General features: G+C 52.5%; 14 protein-coding genes. All 14 read left to right on the top strand.

All coding sequences use genetic code 11. The annotated features are described in order from the left end of the window. Positions 1 to 465 (top strand): hypothetical protein (locus Q0X57_RS03900; protein ID WP_297727894.1); only part of this gene is annotated, 465 nt, incomplete at its 5' end. A 90-nt stretch (positions 466 to 555) separates the two neighbouring features. Continuing rightward, on the top strand, positions 556 to 1,371 hold the full coding sequence (locus Q0X57_RS03905) for a DUF6175 family protein (protein ID WP_297727896.1): 816 nt from the start codon (positions 556 to 558) through the stop codon (positions 1,369 to 1,371). 10 nt (positions 1,372 to 1,381) lie between these two features. Beyond that, the gene (locus tag Q0X57_RS03910) at positions 1,382 to 2,329 is read left to right on the top strand and encodes a hypothetical protein (protein ID WP_297727899.1); all 948 of its coding nucleotides are present in this window, start codon (positions 1,382 to 1,384) and stop codon (positions 2,327 to 2,329) included. 301 nt (positions 2,330 to 2,630) lie between these two features. Then, positions 2,631 to 5,624 carry a two-component regulator propeller domain-containing protein gene (locus Q0X57_RS03915; RefSeq protein WP_297727902.1) on the top strand — a complete coding sequence of 998 codons (2,994 nt, stop codon included), beginning with the start codon at positions 2,631 to 2,633 and terminating at the stop codon, positions 5,622 to 5,624. Positions 5,625 to 5,628: 4 nt separating this feature from the next. Next, the gene (locus Q0X57_RS03920) at positions 5,629 to 6,408 is read left to right on the top strand and encodes a LytTR family DNA-binding domain-containing protein (RefSeq protein ID WP_297727905.1); all 780 of its coding nucleotides are present in this window, start codon (positions 5,629 to 5,631) and stop codon (positions 6,406 to 6,408) included. A 607-nt stretch (positions 6,409 to 7,015) separates the two neighbouring features. Further along, entirely contained in the window at positions 7,016 to 7,951 is a 936-nt protein-coding gene (locus tag Q0X57_RS03925) for a DUF2807 domain-containing protein (protein ID WP_297727908.1), read from the top strand. 55 nt (positions 7,952 to 8,006) lie between these two features. Continuing rightward, a complete protein-coding gene (locus Q0X57_RS03930; protein WP_297727955.1) occupies positions 8,007 to 8,729 on the top strand; it encodes a Bax inhibitor-1/YccA family protein in 723 nt (240 codons plus the stop codon). A gap of 18 nt (positions 8,730 to 8,747) precedes the next feature. Further along, entirely contained in the window at positions 8,748 to 9,749 is a 1,002-nt protein-coding gene (porQ, locus tag Q0X57_RS03935) for a type IX secretion system protein PorQ (protein ID WP_297727958.1), read from the top strand. Continuing rightward, positions 9,739 to 10,425 carry a (d)CMP kinase gene (gene cmk, locus Q0X57_RS03940; RefSeq protein WP_297727961.1) on the top strand — a complete coding sequence of 229 codons (687 nt, stop codon included), beginning with the start codon at positions 9,739 to 9,741 and terminating at the stop codon, positions 10,423 to 10,425. Before porQ ends, cmk begins: the two co-directional genes overlap by 11 nt. Positions 10,426 to 10,449: 24 nt before the next feature. Next, positions 10,450 to 11,352 (top strand): 4-hydroxy-3-methylbut-2-enyl diphosphate reductase, encoded by a 903-nt coding sequence (locus tag Q0X57_RS03945; protein ID WP_297727975.1) that lies wholly within the window; start codon positions 10,450 to 10,452, stop codon positions 11,350 to 11,352. Between the two features lie 12 nt (positions 11,353 to 11,364). Beyond that, entirely contained in the window at positions 11,365 to 12,408 is a 1,044-nt protein-coding gene (locus Q0X57_RS03950; protein WP_297727964.1) for a hypothetical protein, read from the top strand. Further along, positions 12,401 to 13,954 carry a YifB family Mg chelatase-like AAA ATPase gene (locus Q0X57_RS03955; protein ID WP_297727966.1) on the top strand — a complete coding sequence of 518 codons (1,554 nt, stop codon included), beginning with the start codon at positions 12,401 to 12,403 and terminating at the stop codon, positions 13,952 to 13,954. Before Q0X57_RS03950 ends, Q0X57_RS03955 begins: the two co-directional genes overlap by 8 nt. Positions 13,955 to 14,014: 60 nt before the next feature. Then, positions 14,015 to 15,196, top strand: coding sequence for a type IX secretion system outer membrane channel protein PorV (gene porV, locus Q0X57_RS03960; RefSeq protein ID WP_297727970.1), 1,182 nt, complete (start codon positions 14,015 to 14,017; stop codon positions 15,194 to 15,196). 12 nt (positions 15,197 to 15,208) lie between these two features. Further along, a partial coding sequence (gene ispF / locus Q0X57_RS03965; protein ID WP_297727973.1) for a 2-C-methyl-D-erythritol 2,4-cyclodiphosphate synthase occupies positions 15,209 to 15,501 on the top strand: 293 nt, incomplete at its 3' end.

A 15,501-nucleotide genomic window follows, 5' to 3' on the forward strand; every position in this document is an offset into this window, starting at 1 on the left:
CTCATAGGAGCTATCCTCTCGCTTACCTTGCTTGTTGCATGTGGCGCAAGACATAATTACGACTATGAGGTACACTCGCTAGGTGTGGGTGGTCAGGGTACTTATCTGATTAAAGTATATAGCTACGCCTCTACGCAGCGGATGGCTATAGAGCGTGCTAAGCGAGATGGCGTAGATGCTGTCCTCTTTAAGGGTATACCTGCGGGGCCTGGGGTTTATGCTCAGAAGCCTATGGTCTCGCCTGAGGTACATGCTAAGCATCAGAAATTCTTCGAAGACTTCTACAAGACGGGGCGATACCTACAGTTTGTCACACTATCCAACGATGGTACGATACGACCGCAAGATCGTCTTAAGGTGGGCGCACAATACAAGATAGGTGTAGCTCTATCCATACAAAAGGATGCTCTCCGTAAGTATCTAGAGGCTGAGGGTATCATTGATAAGCTCGGATCTATGTTTTAATCACACACTACATCACATACTAAGACTATGCAAGCGACTAAACGAATATGCCTACTCCTCCTAGCTATCTTGATGGGGGGGATATGCTCTATGTCTGCTCAAAAAGCCAAGAAGCCACGTCTCCTGATTGTCCCCTCAGATGCTCTGATGTACAAGCTGGGGCTGCTCGAAGCTACGGACGATGTGGGGGATTACAACTTCTATCAGCACTACAAGCTGGCTTTTCTCAATGATGAGCTGAAGGCGTGTATCGCCAAGTTTGAGGAGCTAATGCGTGAGCGTGGCTTCCCACTTACAAATCTTGAGATGGCTCTCAAGAAGGCGCAGGACAATCCCGACTACGTCTTGCCTATAGATATCCGTATCGACCTAAACTATAAGATAACGCAACAAGGACCTCGCACGTTCCTCTATGCCGAGTTTGCAGGGATTGATATGGCAGCTCTCAAGAATGTTGCCTCAGCTTCGGGAGAGAGTCAGCCCGCCATAGGAGCTACTGCCATCAATCTGCTACAGGAGGCTGTGATAGACAAGATTGACCCTTTCTGTGCTCAGTTGCAGCAGACTTTTGAGGAGTGGGTCAGCAATGGTCGAGAGGGTTCGCTCATAGTGCGAGATGAGCGAGGTCGACTAGAGCAAGATCTCGGCGGTCGGACGGTCGGAGAGGTGATTGAAGAGTTCCTAGAGAAGCACTGTGTAGGCTCTTCCTTTAATATCGATCAGATGGAAGAGGAGGTGCTACAAGCCTCTCAGATTATGATGCCACTCTTTGATGATGCTGGTAAGGCTCTAGATGGGAGACGCTTTTTCAAGCCTCTAGAGCAGCAACTAAAGAGTCTAGGCTTTAAGACGAAGATGCGCAATGTCGCAGGCTCTATAGGACAGATTGAGATAACGCTAAAGTAACCATACAACAATGATGAAGGCCACATATCTACTATTTAGCATCTTGGCAATAGCCTGCTTATCTCCTCGCCTTATCTCTGCTCAGGGGCTTACCATAGCTCCTGCTCACGTAGTCTCTGACTACAATCTAGGCGACAAGACGGATCACCTACTAGGTCAGAAGATGAAGCGAGTCCTGACGAGTAGCGGTCTCTCCTCTGAGTCTGAGCTTAGTCGCTTTGCTTTGGTGCCTCATATTACCATCGTCGATGAACACACCAGTGCCACTGTACCACCTAAGACAACGATGCAGCTCTCTGTCACCTTTGACGTGACAGATATGCAGACGGGCAATGTCTTCAACAGTTATGAGATCACTGTACAGAGTAAGGGGACAAACAAGGCAAACGCTATACACCACTCCGTGACTGCGTTGTCCCTCGATACGCCCGAGTTCAAAAGCTTCATCGGACGCTCTCGGAGTCGTATCAATGACTTCTATGAGAGTCAGGTGGACAATCTCGTAGCTCTCGCTCGTACTCATGCCAAGCAAGGGGAGTATGGTCTGGCTCTGTACCTACTCAGTGAGGTGCCTGGGAGCATTGCGTCCTACGGTAAGGTCATCTCAGCTATCGAAGAGTGCTATGACCTCTATATAGAGGTGCGAGCACCACAGCTCTTGCGTCAGGCGGAGGCTACGTGGGCTGCAAGTCCCAATGCGACTGGAGCTCGCAAGGCGATGGAGTTGCTACAGGAGATCCCCGCAGGCTATAAGAAGTATGACAAGCAGGTGAGTGCTTTTATAGACAAGGTGGCAAAGAAGGCTATAGCGGATGACAATCGTACGTGGGACTTCCTCGAGAGAGAGGCAGAGCGTCGTCACTTAGAGAGGATAAGCACCCTAGAGGCTGCACGAGACGTAGCTGTGGCTTATGCCCTAAATCAACCTCAGCCGATCAACAATATAATCCTTTGGTAAGGACTAAAGAGTTAGAGCTTTACTAGTGATGGTGGGGAAGGGGACTGTGGTTCCTTTTCCCCACTTTGATACTTATGCTATAGAAATCCGTTGCCCTCGGGCAAACAAAAGATGAGATGTAACAAAAGGACGTTTATCTATATAGAGGTCTCCTAAGAGTTGTGAGTTAGTACTCGTAGGAGAGCTAACTATAGAGAGGTAAGTCGAGATAGTATGTCGATGAGGGAAGAGTCTAGTCTCTAAATTGTATCTTTGCGAAGGAATGAAGCCAAATAGCCGATACGTACTCAGTCGGATTATAATGAGTATCTCCCTATTGTTACTGCTCTCTCTTCAGGCTCATTGCCAAGAGAAGGGGGTGCAGAGCATACGCTACTCCAAGGAGCAGGGATTGCCACAGTGTCAGGTGACTAGGTTGATGCAAGATAGTCGCGGGTATATATGGGCTGGGACGAAGGCTGGTGTGGGTCGATTTGATGGCGCGCGGTTTCACCCCTTTACGGCATCTAGGGAGGGGTTGTCAGCTGGAGAGGTCGTCCATCTTGAGGAGGATGAAGATGGCTTTGTTTGGGTCGTTACGACGGAAGGCGTCTCAAGGATCAGTGGCGATAGTGTACAGACACTCCCTGTACCTCTGGCGAGACTATGTGCCGCAACCTTAGGTGGAGAGCGTACCCTGTGGTATGCCAAGCGGGATGCATCGTCTCGCTTTGTAGTCGGTCGCTATGCAGAGGGGAGGCTGCAAGAGACGCCTCTCTCTCAAGGGGTCACCTGGGTAGACTCTCAGATGCGCTATGATAAGCTACACCACGACCTCTACCTCATAAGTTCGTATGAAGGCTCTGATAGGCTATTGCGGGTGACGAGAGAGGGACGTATCACAACCGTTGACCTCCCTAAGCAACTACAGCAACAGTCTAAGCGTCTGCTCTATGGGCCTCGGGGCGAGGTCTGTATAGCCTTTAGCCGAGAGGTGGGGACGGTAGAGCTTTATGCTCTCTCTGCTAAGGGGCTTAGTCGTATAGCTTCTTCTGTAGGAGGACGTTGGGTAGAGCCACTCCCGATAGCTTGGTATGGGGTAAGCAATGTCATACTGCCGAGCTTACATTTAGGAGAGATACAGTTCCTAAATTATGGCGAGCTGATAAATCTTAGTAAGGATATATCGCAGTGGGAGTATATCACAGATATGGTCGTTAACCAACAGGGGGGCATCTATCTTGGTACAGAGCGCGGTATGCTACAGGTATTGCCTGATGCGGTTCAGCTCTACGATGCGAAGCTACTGCCTGAGGTGTGGGGCTGTGTCGCTGGCGATGATGGCACGATATACGCTAGCTCCTTTACGCACGAGATCAAGCGCATCCGTGGCGATCAGGTAGAGTCGCTCTCACTTACTAGCGAGCTAGATAAAGAGTACTACTTTCATCCTGTACGAGATAGCCGTGGGGTGCTTTACTTTCCACACTCTAAAGGAGTGATACGTTATAATCCGAAGAGTGGTAAGGTCTCAGCGCTAGAGCGTACAGGGGTGTATGAGCAGCTCTGCTTCTATACCTATTACGATGCTCAGCGTCGGCTTATATGGGGAGGAGGTATGGGTAGCTTTGCTATATGGGACGAAGAGGGTAAAGTACAGCGTACAGTCACACAATATAAGGATGTCACAATACAGGGTAATATACTCTCCATCACACGGGACTCTGTCGGGAGCTACTGGCTGGGTGGTAGAGAGATTTACCGCTATGACTACGACACAGGAGCGTTAGTTAGGTATGCTAACAAGCGAGGCGACTCATACTTCTGTATGGAGATGGCGACAGATGCGTATGGCACGACTTGGTTTGCTACTGGTGAGGGTCTATGCTATTACGATGCTAAGCAAGATCAAATCCGCGTGGTAGATGATCCCGAGTTCCAAGAGGTGACTGCCCTCGTCCTACCGATAGATAGCGAGCGACTACTGGTGTCGCAGGGCGATCGGCTCTGTATCATCGATCTCAAAGCATTTCATCATACGAGACGAGTGAAACTGTGGGGCTATATCGATGCGTCCAATGGTTTTCGTGTAGAGGAGCCTGGGCAGGCTGGTGCCTATATGGACTCTCAGGGCAACATTTGGGTGGCTAGTAGTTCGCAGCTAGCGTCTATTCGCCCCAAACTATTAAGGCCGACAGCTACGCACGGAGCCAAGCTCTTCTTCTCCTATTATAATAACACGCCTATACTATATAATCAGCGACGAGTGAGCCTCCCGACCAATAGATCGTCTGTGACCATTTCACTTACGACGCTTGCCTATAGTCGTCCCTATCCGCTGGTGTATCGCTATCGTACGAGTAGCACAGCACCTTGGAGCAAGCCTCAGGATGAGGATTATATCGTCTTGACCAACTTGCCTCATGGCACGACGACACTGCAGGTGCAGGTGCTATACAAAGGGACTGATAAGGTCTGCTCAGAGCAGGAGCTATATGAACTAGAGATATCGGTAAGGCGAGCCTTCTATAATCAGGTGTGGTTTGTCCCGAGCATTGTCCTCTTACTGCTACTAGCCATCGTGGGGAGTGTACTCCTCCTGCTACGTACTAAGCGACGCCTCTCTGAGACTATTACGCAAGCTCAGGTCGCAGAGATGGATACGATACAAGCTCAACTCAATCCACACTTTGTCTACAATGTCCTGACCTCGGTACAGGCTAAGGTACACTTACAGAAAACCGAAGAGGCCGAGCAGCAGTTGGTCAGTCTGAGTCGGCTCATACGAGCATTCCTCCATAGTTCGATACAAAGCTCTGTAAGTGCGCTAGACTCTACACTAGCACAGAACTGGACTACGCTACAGCGGGAGCTAGAGCTGACGGAGCAGTTTGTGAGCTTTCAGCAGGAGCTACACCCAGATGCTTTTGCCTTTCAGATTACCATTGAGGAGGCTATATCTCCCGATCAGGTCTGTATACCTCCGATGCTCCTGCAGCCCTTTGTGGAGAATGCTATAAGTCACGGACTACTGCCTCTCAATGATGCCCGTAGAGCGATGCTACAAGTCTCCATCTCTCTAGACCAACAGGGTGGAGCCATATCCATCCAGATAGCTGACAATGGTATCGGCATACAGCAAGCCAAAAAGCTACAACACAAGTCCAAGCTCAGCTATCACTCCTATGGTCTGGAGCTAACGAAGAAGCGTATCCACCTCCTCAATCGGCTAGGCTATGCGATAGACCTCGGTATAGACTCTTCGGAGCAAGGAACCACCATCACACTATGCTTACCACCTCATTATCGCCTATAAATCTATGTTTACAACTATTCCACCACTACGGACCATAATCGCTGACGACTCTCCCGAGATCTTGGCTCTGATGCGTTCTCTAGTCGAGGAGGTAGCCCCAACGCTAGAGATTGTTGCGACTTGTACCTCGCTGGCAGAGGTAGATCTTGCCATCAAGAAGTTTGCCCCCCAGCTACTCATCTTGGACATACAGTTTGCTCCTGAGGGGCGGACCGCCTTTGACCTACTAGAGGAGTGGCAAAACTTCCGACAGTTTCAGCTCATCATCTTCTCCGGGCACTGTGAGTTTAAGTATGCGCAGCAAGCGATCTATGAGGGAGCCGTTGCCTTTCTCGACAAGCCTATAGACAAGGAGTCGCTACGCTCAGCTATCGAAAAGGCGGCTCAGCATATCTATCAGTCGCAAGAGACGAGTACTGCATCTACCGCAAGCGACCAGACTGGTAAGTGGCTACAAGTCTCCACAGCGGTAGACACGCGCATCTTCCATAGTAATCAGATCGTATACATACAGTCTAGCGACGGGGGGTGTAAGATCTATCTATCTGATGGTGAGGAGATCTACAGCACTAAGAACATAGGCGCTTACGATAGAGAGCTACAGGGACTAAACATCTTCGTTAGGACGCATCAGAGCTACATCGTCAATCTTAACTACATCCAGGGCTACACAAATCGCACCGAACGCAAGCTCATACTGCGCTCTCCTTTTCCTCAGTTACCCAGCTCCAAGACTGGCTTCAAGAACCTCAATCAGTTCTTCTCCCAAAACCGAGAAGACTAGCGATAAGTCGTAAACTCCTTTTTGCCGTGAAGCTCCAGTGCCAACCCCTATTGGCACTATAGTTTCATAGGTAGGAAACTCCAGTGCCATACGTAGGAAACTGTAGTGCCATACGTCAGGGCTGACGCATTATATGTCGGTACTCCACTAACTACGCTTGACAACAACTCTGGGATATGTGGATTAAGCCTAGCTTCATAGCGCTACCAATACTCATACATCTTCGCTAAGTCCGATATCTCCCGAGGAATTTCCCAATAGCTCACGAAAAAACGAAAATTCCCCACGGAGCTGGGAAATGAAACTTCGGAAGAATGAAATGAAACTTCGGAAGAATGAAATGAAAGTTCCGAAGATTTTTTCGTTTCCTCGCTGGATAATCCAAAATATCTACGGATGAATTTCCCAATTTCCCCCACCTCTTGATTTCTACCATAGAGATGTAGATGCACTCGTCCGCTATAATGCGTCAGCCCTGTGCCATACGTAGGAAACTATTGGCATCTCTGCACTTTTTTGTATCTTCGTAGCTACAAATAGGGTGATTGGTCTCTTGATGCAAGATTGACCTTATGAGACCAGCACCTGCCATCCTCCTAGAATCTCTATGAAACAACGCAATATATCCCTCTCTCACCTGTCCGACAGACTCTCCGACATACCAGTCCCAGTGAGTGTACGGAGATGGCGCCAAGGCGCTATAGCTGGCGGAGTCCTCGCCTCTGGTGTAGCCGTCTCCGCTCTAGCACTACTCTACTGGTTGCGACGCCTGCGTAGCAAGAGCTACAGCTACGATACGAGGAGCTTTGACACGCTAGAGATAGGAGCGGGAGTGCAGATACAGATAAACTTTGATACCGTCTCACACGCCTCGCTCAGAGTCTCCTATCCCAACGCTCTGAGGCATCGCGTGAAGGTGCATATGAGCAATAAGACGCTATCGATCAGCCGCCTGCCCTATCACAATCGATGGGTGCCAAGAGAGGTCTTCGCAGAGCTTACGTTACCATCGATTAGCCAGCTACGTGTGGTCGGTGATGCTAAGGTGGTAGCGACGGGATGCAACAGGCCTGAGACCTCCTTTGACCTGCTACAGATTGGTGGACAGGTAGAGGGCTTGACCATCGAAGCCCTCTATGCCGAGATGCAGCTACGTGGCAGTGCTAAGGCGAATCTATATCTCTCGTGCAAGCAGGCCTTCATAGGCTACAGCGGTTCACCTGAGATACGTGCTGTACTGCAGTCTGATGGGGAGACCCACATCACAGCAACTGGATCTGGGCGCACTACACTACTGGGGCACACCAAGGCACTCTCCCTGACAGCCTCCGACCGCTCTGTCGTTGAGGCGAACACGCTAAGTGTCGAGACGGCTGATGCGCTACTATCAGACAGCGCAGAGTGTCAGCTACATGTGACAGACCAAATCTCCTACACACTCTGCAACGAGTCAAAGCTAGGACTCATCCAGCCTCCGAAGCGAATCGCAAAAGCGGAAGTTCTAGACTCGGCAACACTAGAGACTCTAGACGAAAAGCGCTAAAGCGCATCTCACTCTATCTATCCTAGACAACGTAATACTTTAACACTTTAATATTATGACAACACCTCCACCCTACAACCCTTCCAACGACACAGCTCCTGAGGGTCAAACCTATATGGCAGCCCCATTGGTTGGCACAGTGATGCGCAAGACCTTCGGCTGGATGGCTATGTGCCTGCTGATCACGGCACTGACTGCTATGGGCTTTGTAAATAGTGGGCTTTTCTATCATATAGCTTCATCGGGAGCGATGTGGCTACTCATCATTGCTGAGCTGGTACTGGTCTTCGTCCTCTCGGCTCGCATCAACAAGATGAGCGTGGCGACAGCTACCATCATGCTGATAGTCTACTCAGCACTCAATGGTGTAACGCTCTCGTTCATCTTCGTGGTATACAGTCTGGGCTCCATTGCTAAGACCTTCTTTATCACCACAGGCATGTTTGGCGTGATGGCTCTCGTGGGGGCTACGACCAAGCGGGATCTATCTAAGCTGGGTTCTATCCTATTCATGGCACTGATAGGTCTCATCATCGCTTCGCTGGTCAATATCTTCCTCCGCTCGAGCGGTCTGGAGTGGGTCATTAGCCTGATTGGCGTGGTACTCTTCACCGCTTTGACTGCCTATGACGTACAGCGCGTGAAGCAGCTAGCTGCTGAGAGTGACCTCTATGACGATACGCAGGTGGGACGGCTGGCTGTGATCAGCGCACTGTCTCTCTATCTAGACTTTATCAACCTATTCCTATACCTCTTGAGGTTCTTCGGACGCAAGTAACGCCTCTACTGCAGACCTATGCCTCGAGCATCTCTCGGGAGTGCACTACTCCTACTACTTTTCGGTCTCCTCCCCTATACTACGGTCCAGGGGCAGGAGGCGCACACTTTTGGCTTCCTGCTACAGCCACCCTCAGCACAGTCGCTCGCTATGGGTGGCAAGGTCATCTCCTACATAGATGCGAACCCTGGGCTGGCTCTAGACAACCCCGCACTCTATGGACACGAGGTGGCGGGTCGAATGTTTCTCTCCTACTTTAACTATATGCGTGGCACGCACAGTGCCAATGCGCTCTACGGACTACCTGTCGGTAAGCGTGGTGCCTGGGCGGTCGCTCTGCGCAGTACCTACTATGGCAAGATGCAAGGGTACGATACGCAGGGGGTGGCGACGGCTCCGTTTCAAGCGATGGAGATGGCGCTCTCGGGGCTTTACAGCTACGATCTGACCGACCGACTACGAGGTGGCTTGGCGCTCAAGATGCTCTACGGGCAGATCGAGCGTTACTCGGCCTTTGCGCTTGTAGCTGATGCGGGGCTGAGCTACTACCGCTCCGACTGGGGCACTTCGCTAGGTATGACCATCTCCAATGTGGGCGGTATGCTCAAGAGCTACGGGCTCTCACGTCGTATGCCACAGTGGGACATTCGTCTCGGGATGTCGCAGCGCCTGGCGCATGCGCCGATACGCTTTCACCTCACGCTACATGGTCTGACACCTTATAATATACAGACCTGGGGAGCGGGACGGTCAACGGGCGTACGCATAGCGAGTCACTTTGCAGGTGGTGTGGAGTTTGTTCCGTCTGAGCAGTTTTGGGTAGGCATTGGGTACAATGCGAAGCAAGCTGTGGATCTCTCGGAGCGAGGAGCTAAGAGCCTGAGTGGCCTTTCGGCTGGTGTGGGCTTTAACCAAAGGCACTACCGCCTGGCGCTCGGCGCAACCTATTATAATCCGCAAATGTTGGGGCTGATGTTTTCATTCTCCACAACCTTTGGCAATGACAAGTATGTCTACTAAGCAGATACAGATAGCAATCGATGGATACAGTGCCTGTGGCAAGAGTACGCTAGCACGTGCACTAGCCAAGGAGCTGGGCTACACCTATGTAGATAGTGGCGCTATGTACCGTGCCGTGGCTCTCTTTGCGATGAGACGTGGGCTATGGGATGGCGATCAGTTTGACCTAGACAAGCTACGTAAGGAGCTGGATGGGGTGCTGGTAACCTTTGACCCTAAGACTGGACACACGCTCCTCAATGGCGAGGATGTGGAGTCTGAGATTCGCACGCTAGAGGTCTCTCGTCCGGCTAGTGTCGTGGCGAGCTATGACTTCGTACGCACGATGCTCGTGGCGCAACAGCGCCGTCTGGGCGAGGCAGGTGGCATCGTGATGGACGGTCGGGATATTGGGACGGCCGTCTTCCCAGAGGCTGAGCTCAAGATCTTTCTCACAGCAAGCCCCAAGGTGCGTGCACAGCGACGCTATGACGAGCTACGTGGCAAGGGCGACCAGACGACGACAATGGAAATGGTCTCGGCAGACCTAGCCGACAGAGACTATAGAGACTCACACAGAGCGATCAATCCGCTCCGCCAAGCTGAGGATGCGGTCGTCATAGACAATAGTGAGCTGACCATCGATGAGCAGACGCAAGTGGCTCTGCAGATAGCACGAGAGCGGGAGCAAAAGTAGATAAGCGTGAAGGCAAACAATCAGATAGGACGCGTCGAGATAGATCCCGAGTCGGGCTTCTGCTTTGGCGTCATCAAGGCGGTCTCTCGTGCTGAGGAGATACTGCGCCAGGAGCATGGCGAGCCACTATACTGTCTAGGCGACATCGTCCACAATCGTGCTCAGGTGGATCGGCTGGAGTCTCTCGGCATGCGTACGATAGACCACGAGCAGTTTAGCCATCTGAGCAATGCTCGTGTACTGTACCGAGCTCACGGCGAGCCTCCCGCCTCCTACACCTACGCTGCAGAGAACGGCATAGAGGTGGTTGATGCGACCTGTCCTGTGGTGCTAAGACTACAGCAGAAGGTAAGGCAAGCGTACCTCCAGCATGCGAATGATGATACGCAGATTGTCATCTTTGGCAAGCCTGGACATGCAGAGGTCAATGGACTGGTCGGACAGACTGATGGAAAGGCTATCGTGGTGCGAGAGCCTAAGGACTTAGACTTGATAGACTTCGCACGCTCCATCGAACTCTTTTCACAGACCACCATGCAGGAGGATCAGCTTGAGGAGATGCTTTCGCTCATTCAGAGCCGTCTGAGCGACACGGCGACGCTTGTTTCTCACAATACCATCTGCCAGCAGGTCTCTCGTCGCATTCCCAACATTCGAGAGTTTGCCAAGAGCCACGACCGCATCTTCTTTGTCTCCGATCAGAAGAGCTCCAACGGACGCGTCCTCTATCAGAACTGCCTTGAGGTCAATCCCAATACGACCTTCATCACCTATCCCTCCGAACTGACCTACGACCTAGTTCCCTCGCACGAAGAGTCTATCGGCGTATGCGGAGCCACGAGCACCTCTCGTGAGCAGTTACAAGAGATCGCCGAGATCATCACCCGATGGATGCAACAGCGCCAAGACGCTGCTCAGTCAAATTAAACAATACACCTTATGAGACGCCTGCCCCACCCCTTTACCACGTTAATGTCCCTGCTCACCAGTCTGCTCCTGCTCGTATCTTGCGGTAGTGGTGAGGTGCAGATAGAGATTGATAGCGAAAAGGCCGACAACACGGGCTACACGGCGCTCCTCTACACGCTACAGAGTGGCGGAGCACGCATTGACACGCTCGCCTTTACCAAGGCGGGGGAGACTTTTACCTACACCTTCGATCGAGACTCTATCCACGGAGCGTACATCGTCGTGGGAAACTTCGAGCAGTACTACCCGCTAGACCTGCAGAGCCAGAGTAAGGTGCGCTTTCATCTAGAGGTCGCCTCACCGCACAATTGCTACGACCTGGACGAAGCTAAGAGGACGGGCTACAAAGCGTTCCTCAAGAAGGCAAAACCGCTCCTACGCACCTACGACCAGGCGGTAGCGGACAATGACTTGGACAATGCCAACAAAGAGGCAAAGCTGGTGATGCAGGAGTTCATCGCCTTTGCCTCGAACCTCAAAAAGAAGGAGCAGAAGCGCTATGCTGGACAGATGGACTGGGCGCTGGAGATCATGTCTCTCTACGAGGACGGCTTGTCGCAGTTGCGTCAGGCGCTCATGGACGGCACGATAGACTCCGCGCTCTTCACGCCTGAGATCTATCAGTTTGTCGTCACCCCATCGTCAGCTAGCCAAAAGAGCTATCCCACCCTACGAGCCATCAATAAGAACGACACCATCACGTGGCGCCCCTCCAGCTATCCTCAGGGGCGCATCCTCTTCGGCTCAGACATAGAGTGGACGCATGTGCGCATACCGCAAGGCACCCAGCAGTCGATCACGTTGCTCCTGCCCCTCGGGAGCGTAGACTCGCTAGGACAGATCGCCAATCGTCTAGGGGCTTACAGCTACGTCATTGATGCGCCCGAGCCTCTTCGTGTGCAGCTCTACAGAGCCTTAGCTCCAGACGAACAGGCTGGAGTAATGCACTACCGTACCGACAGTAATCACGCTCTGGTCGTGGACTCCATCTCTTATTTCCAATACAATGAGTAAGCTCGTCAAGACCTATTCCTCAGCCCTCGTCAGCCTTGATGCGCTCCTCGTCACCGTTGAGCTCAGTGTCTCCAAGGGCTTCAACATCAGCATGGTGGGACTGCCCGATGCAGCCGTACGAGAGTCGCTCTCTCGTGTCTACACCGCCTGCCACTCCTGCGATGCGCACCCCAAGAGCTTTAAGACGGTCATCAACCTAAGCCCAGGCGATGTACGCAAGGAGGGGACTGTCTTTGACCTCCCCATCGCTGTGGCACTTCTTGCCGCCAATGAGATCATCCCCGAGAAACCACTTGCAGACTATGTGATGGCTGGCGAACTATCTCTTGATGGCACCTTGCAGCCTGTCAAAGGTATACTCCCGATGGCCATCATGGCTAGAGAGCAGAAGTTCAAAGGAGTCATCGTGCCCAAAGAAAACGCTCGCGAAGCTGCCGTCGTCAACGACTTAGAGGTCTACGGTGTTGAGTCGCTTAGAGAGGTGATAGACTTCATCGCTGGGAGAGCGAAGCTAGAGCCGACCGTAGTCAACACCCGCGAAGAGTTTGCCCAGCAGCAGTGCTTCTCTTCGGTAGACTTCAGCGAAGTCAAGGGACAGCCCGCCCTCGTCCGAGCCATGGAGGTCGCAGCCGCAGGGGGACACAATATTATTATGATCGGTTCGCCAGGATCAGGCAAGTCAATGGTCGCCAAGCGTCTCCCCACGATCCTTCCCCCGCTCACCCTCCACGAAGCACTTGAGACCACCAAGATATACTCCGTAGCGGGCGCTCTCAAAGGAAACGTATCTCTGATGAAGAGCCGCCCCTTCCGTGCGCCCCACCACACCATCTCCAATGTAGCACTCGTCGGTGGCGGCACGACCCCACGACCAGGCGAGGTGAGCTTAGCACACAACGGGGTACTCTTCCTCGATGAGCTGGCCGAGTTCAATCGCGTAGCCCTCGAGTTGCTACGCCAACCGCTCGAAGACCGCACCATCACCATCTCTCGTGCCAAAGCGACCTTTAGCTATCCCGCTTCCTTCATGCTGGTGGCTGCGATGAATCCCTGTCCTTGTGGTTACTACAACGACCCCAACCGTGAGTGTACCTGTCCTCCAGGTGCACCCGCCAAGTATTTGCAAAAGCTTTCCGGCCCCCTCTTAGACCGTATAGACATACAGATCGAGACCCGTCCCGTGGACTTTGACTCCCTCTCCGACCGTCGTCCCTCCGAGAGCAGTGCTGCGATCCGAGAGCGCGTTATCAAGGCGAGAGAGATACAGCTCCAGCGCTTCGCTCCCTACCCTGGTATTCACTGCAATGCGCAGATGACCCCACGCTTGATGAAGCAGTTCGCCTATGTCGAGGGTGACGCTATGCAGATACTTCGTCAGGCCATGATACAGCGCGACCTCTCTGCGAGAGCGTACGACCGCATCCTCAAGGTGGCTCGCACCATTGCCGACCTTGACGGTTCCGAGCAGATCTCGCTCAAGCATATCAGCGAGGCGATCAACTACCGCAACCTGGACCGCTCCTCCTGGGGCATTGTCTCCGTCTAGCGACAGGTTGCACAATAAACAGCCTTCCTCCGCCGTTAGTTCAGTAAAACAATAGACTCTATGAAACTTCGCAATCTATTCATAACCACTCTTATGCTCCTAGGCTTGGGGGCGCTAACGTCTCACCTCACAGCGCAGGAGGTGAGCCAAGACAGACGCTTCAACCCAGTGCTCACCTCAGTACCCTCGCTCAATATCAACCCGAGCGCCCGTGCTGCAGGTTTAGCCGACATGGGAGTCTCGACCACGCCAGACGTACAGTCTCAGTACTTCAACCCCGCTAAGTATGCCTTCCTCAGTAGCAAGGCTGGTATCAGCATGTCCTATACACCTTGGCTCGCTAAGCTGGTCAAGGATATCAAGCTCATGGAGCTAGTCGGCTACTATAAGATAGGTCGTGAGAGCAACCAAGCACTGAGCGCCTCGGTACGATACTTCTCCTTTGGTGCTATTGAGCAGTTTGACAACATGTCCAAGTCTCTCGGTGAGGCACACCCCAATGAGTTTGCCGTAGACTTTGGCTACGGGCTACAGCTCTCTGACAGCTACTCGATGGCGGTCGCTCTGCGCTATATCCGTGCCGACAACAACCTCGCAACGGGTGAGAAGAGTGCGGGCAATGCCTTTGCAGCAGATATTTCGGGCTTCTACAACCGTTACTTTGATCTAGGCTCTGCCGAAAGCTTGTGGACCTTTGGTTTCAACATTAAGAATATCGGTACCAAGATCTCATACGACAACGGTGGTACCAGCATGTTTATCCCGACCAACCTCTCTCTTGGTACAGGACTCCTCTACCCCTTTGATAAGTACAATGCGTTGGCGGTCAATATGGAGGCAAGCAAACTCCTCGTGCCGACCCCTCCCGTAAAGGATCAAGCCAACCCCGAGGCATACGATGCTGCTCGTCAGAAGTATCTCAACACCTCCTCCATCGCAGGCATCTTCACCTCTTGGGCTGATGCCCCAGGGGGCTTCAAAGAGGAGCTACAGGAGGTCTCCCTCCGACTAGGTGCTGAGTACAGCTACAACAACCGTTTCTTCCTACGTGCTGGCTACCACTACCTGCACCCCTACAAGGGCAACTTGCAATACTTCACCGCTGGTGCTGGCTTCAAGATGAACGTCTTCAGCATCGACGCCTCTTACCTCGTCTCCACCGTCCAGAGCAACCCGCTCGACCAAACGCTCCGCTTCACCATCGCCTTCGACTTTGACGGCATCCGTGAGCTACTCAAGTAAGCCACCACGAGCATGACCTGCAGCTACCGCATAGGCTCTGGCTACGACATACACCGTACCACGCCAGACCGACCGCTCATCCTCTGTGGTATACAGATTCCCAGCCCACTGGGACTGCTCGGTCACTCTGATGCTGACGTAGCGCTACACGCTCTGATGGACGCACTCCTTGGGGCCATCGGGCAGCGAGACATCGGCTACCACTTTCCCGACACCGACGAGCGGTACCGTGGAGCCGACAGCACGAAGCTCTTCGCCACCGTCATGCAGATGGTACGCGAGGAGGGCTGTCAAGTAGTCAATGC

It is taken from the genome of uncultured Porphyromonas sp. (assembly GCF_947254915.1).
GTDB lineage: Bacteria > Bacteroidota > Bacteroidia > Bacteroidales > Porphyromonadaceae > Porphyromonas.

Bases quoted from the DNA above. Each gene is read 5' to 3' on its own strand.
- Q0X57_RS03955 (WP_297727966.1), top strand. From the start codon at position 12,401: ATGAGTAAGCTCGTCAAGACCTATTCCTCAGCCCTCGTCAGCCTTGAT.
- Q0X57_RS03920 (WP_297727905.1), top strand. From the start codon at position 5,629: ATGTTTACAACTATTCCACCACTACGGACCATAATCGCTGACGACTCT.
- Q0X57_RS03915 (WP_297727902.1), top strand. From the start codon at position 2,631: ATGAGTATCTCCCTATTGTTACTGCTCTCTCTTCAGGCTCATTGCCAA.
- Q0X57_RS03905 (WP_297727896.1), top strand. From the start codon at position 556: ATGTCTGCTCAAAAAGCCAAGAAGCCACGTCTCCTGATTGTCCCCTCA.
- Q0X57_RS03950 (WP_297727964.1), top strand. From the start codon at position 11,365: ATGAGACGCCTGCCCCACCCCTTTACCACGTTAATGTCCCTGCTCACC.
- Q0X57_RS03930 (WP_297727955.1), top strand. From the start codon at position 8,007: ATGACAACACCTCCACCCTACAACCCTTCCAACGACACAGCTCCTGAG.
- porV (WP_297727970.1), top strand. From the start codon at position 14,015: ATGAAACTTCGCAATCTATTCATAACCACTCTTATGCTCCTAGGCTTG.
- Q0X57_RS03925 (WP_297727908.1), top strand. From the start codon at position 7,016: ATGAAACAACGCAATATATCCCTCTCTCACCTGTCCGACAGACTCTCC.
- Q0X57_RS03910 (WP_297727899.1), top strand. From the start codon at position 1,382: ATGATGAAGGCCACATATCTACTATTTAGCATCTTGGCAATAGCCTGC.
- porQ (WP_297727958.1), top strand. From the start codon at position 8,748: ATGCCTCGAGCATCTCTCGGGAGTGCACTACTCCTACTACTTTTCGGT.
- cmk (WP_297727961.1), top strand. From the start codon at position 9,739: ATGTCTACTAAGCAGATACAGATAGCAATCGATGGATACAGTGCCTGT.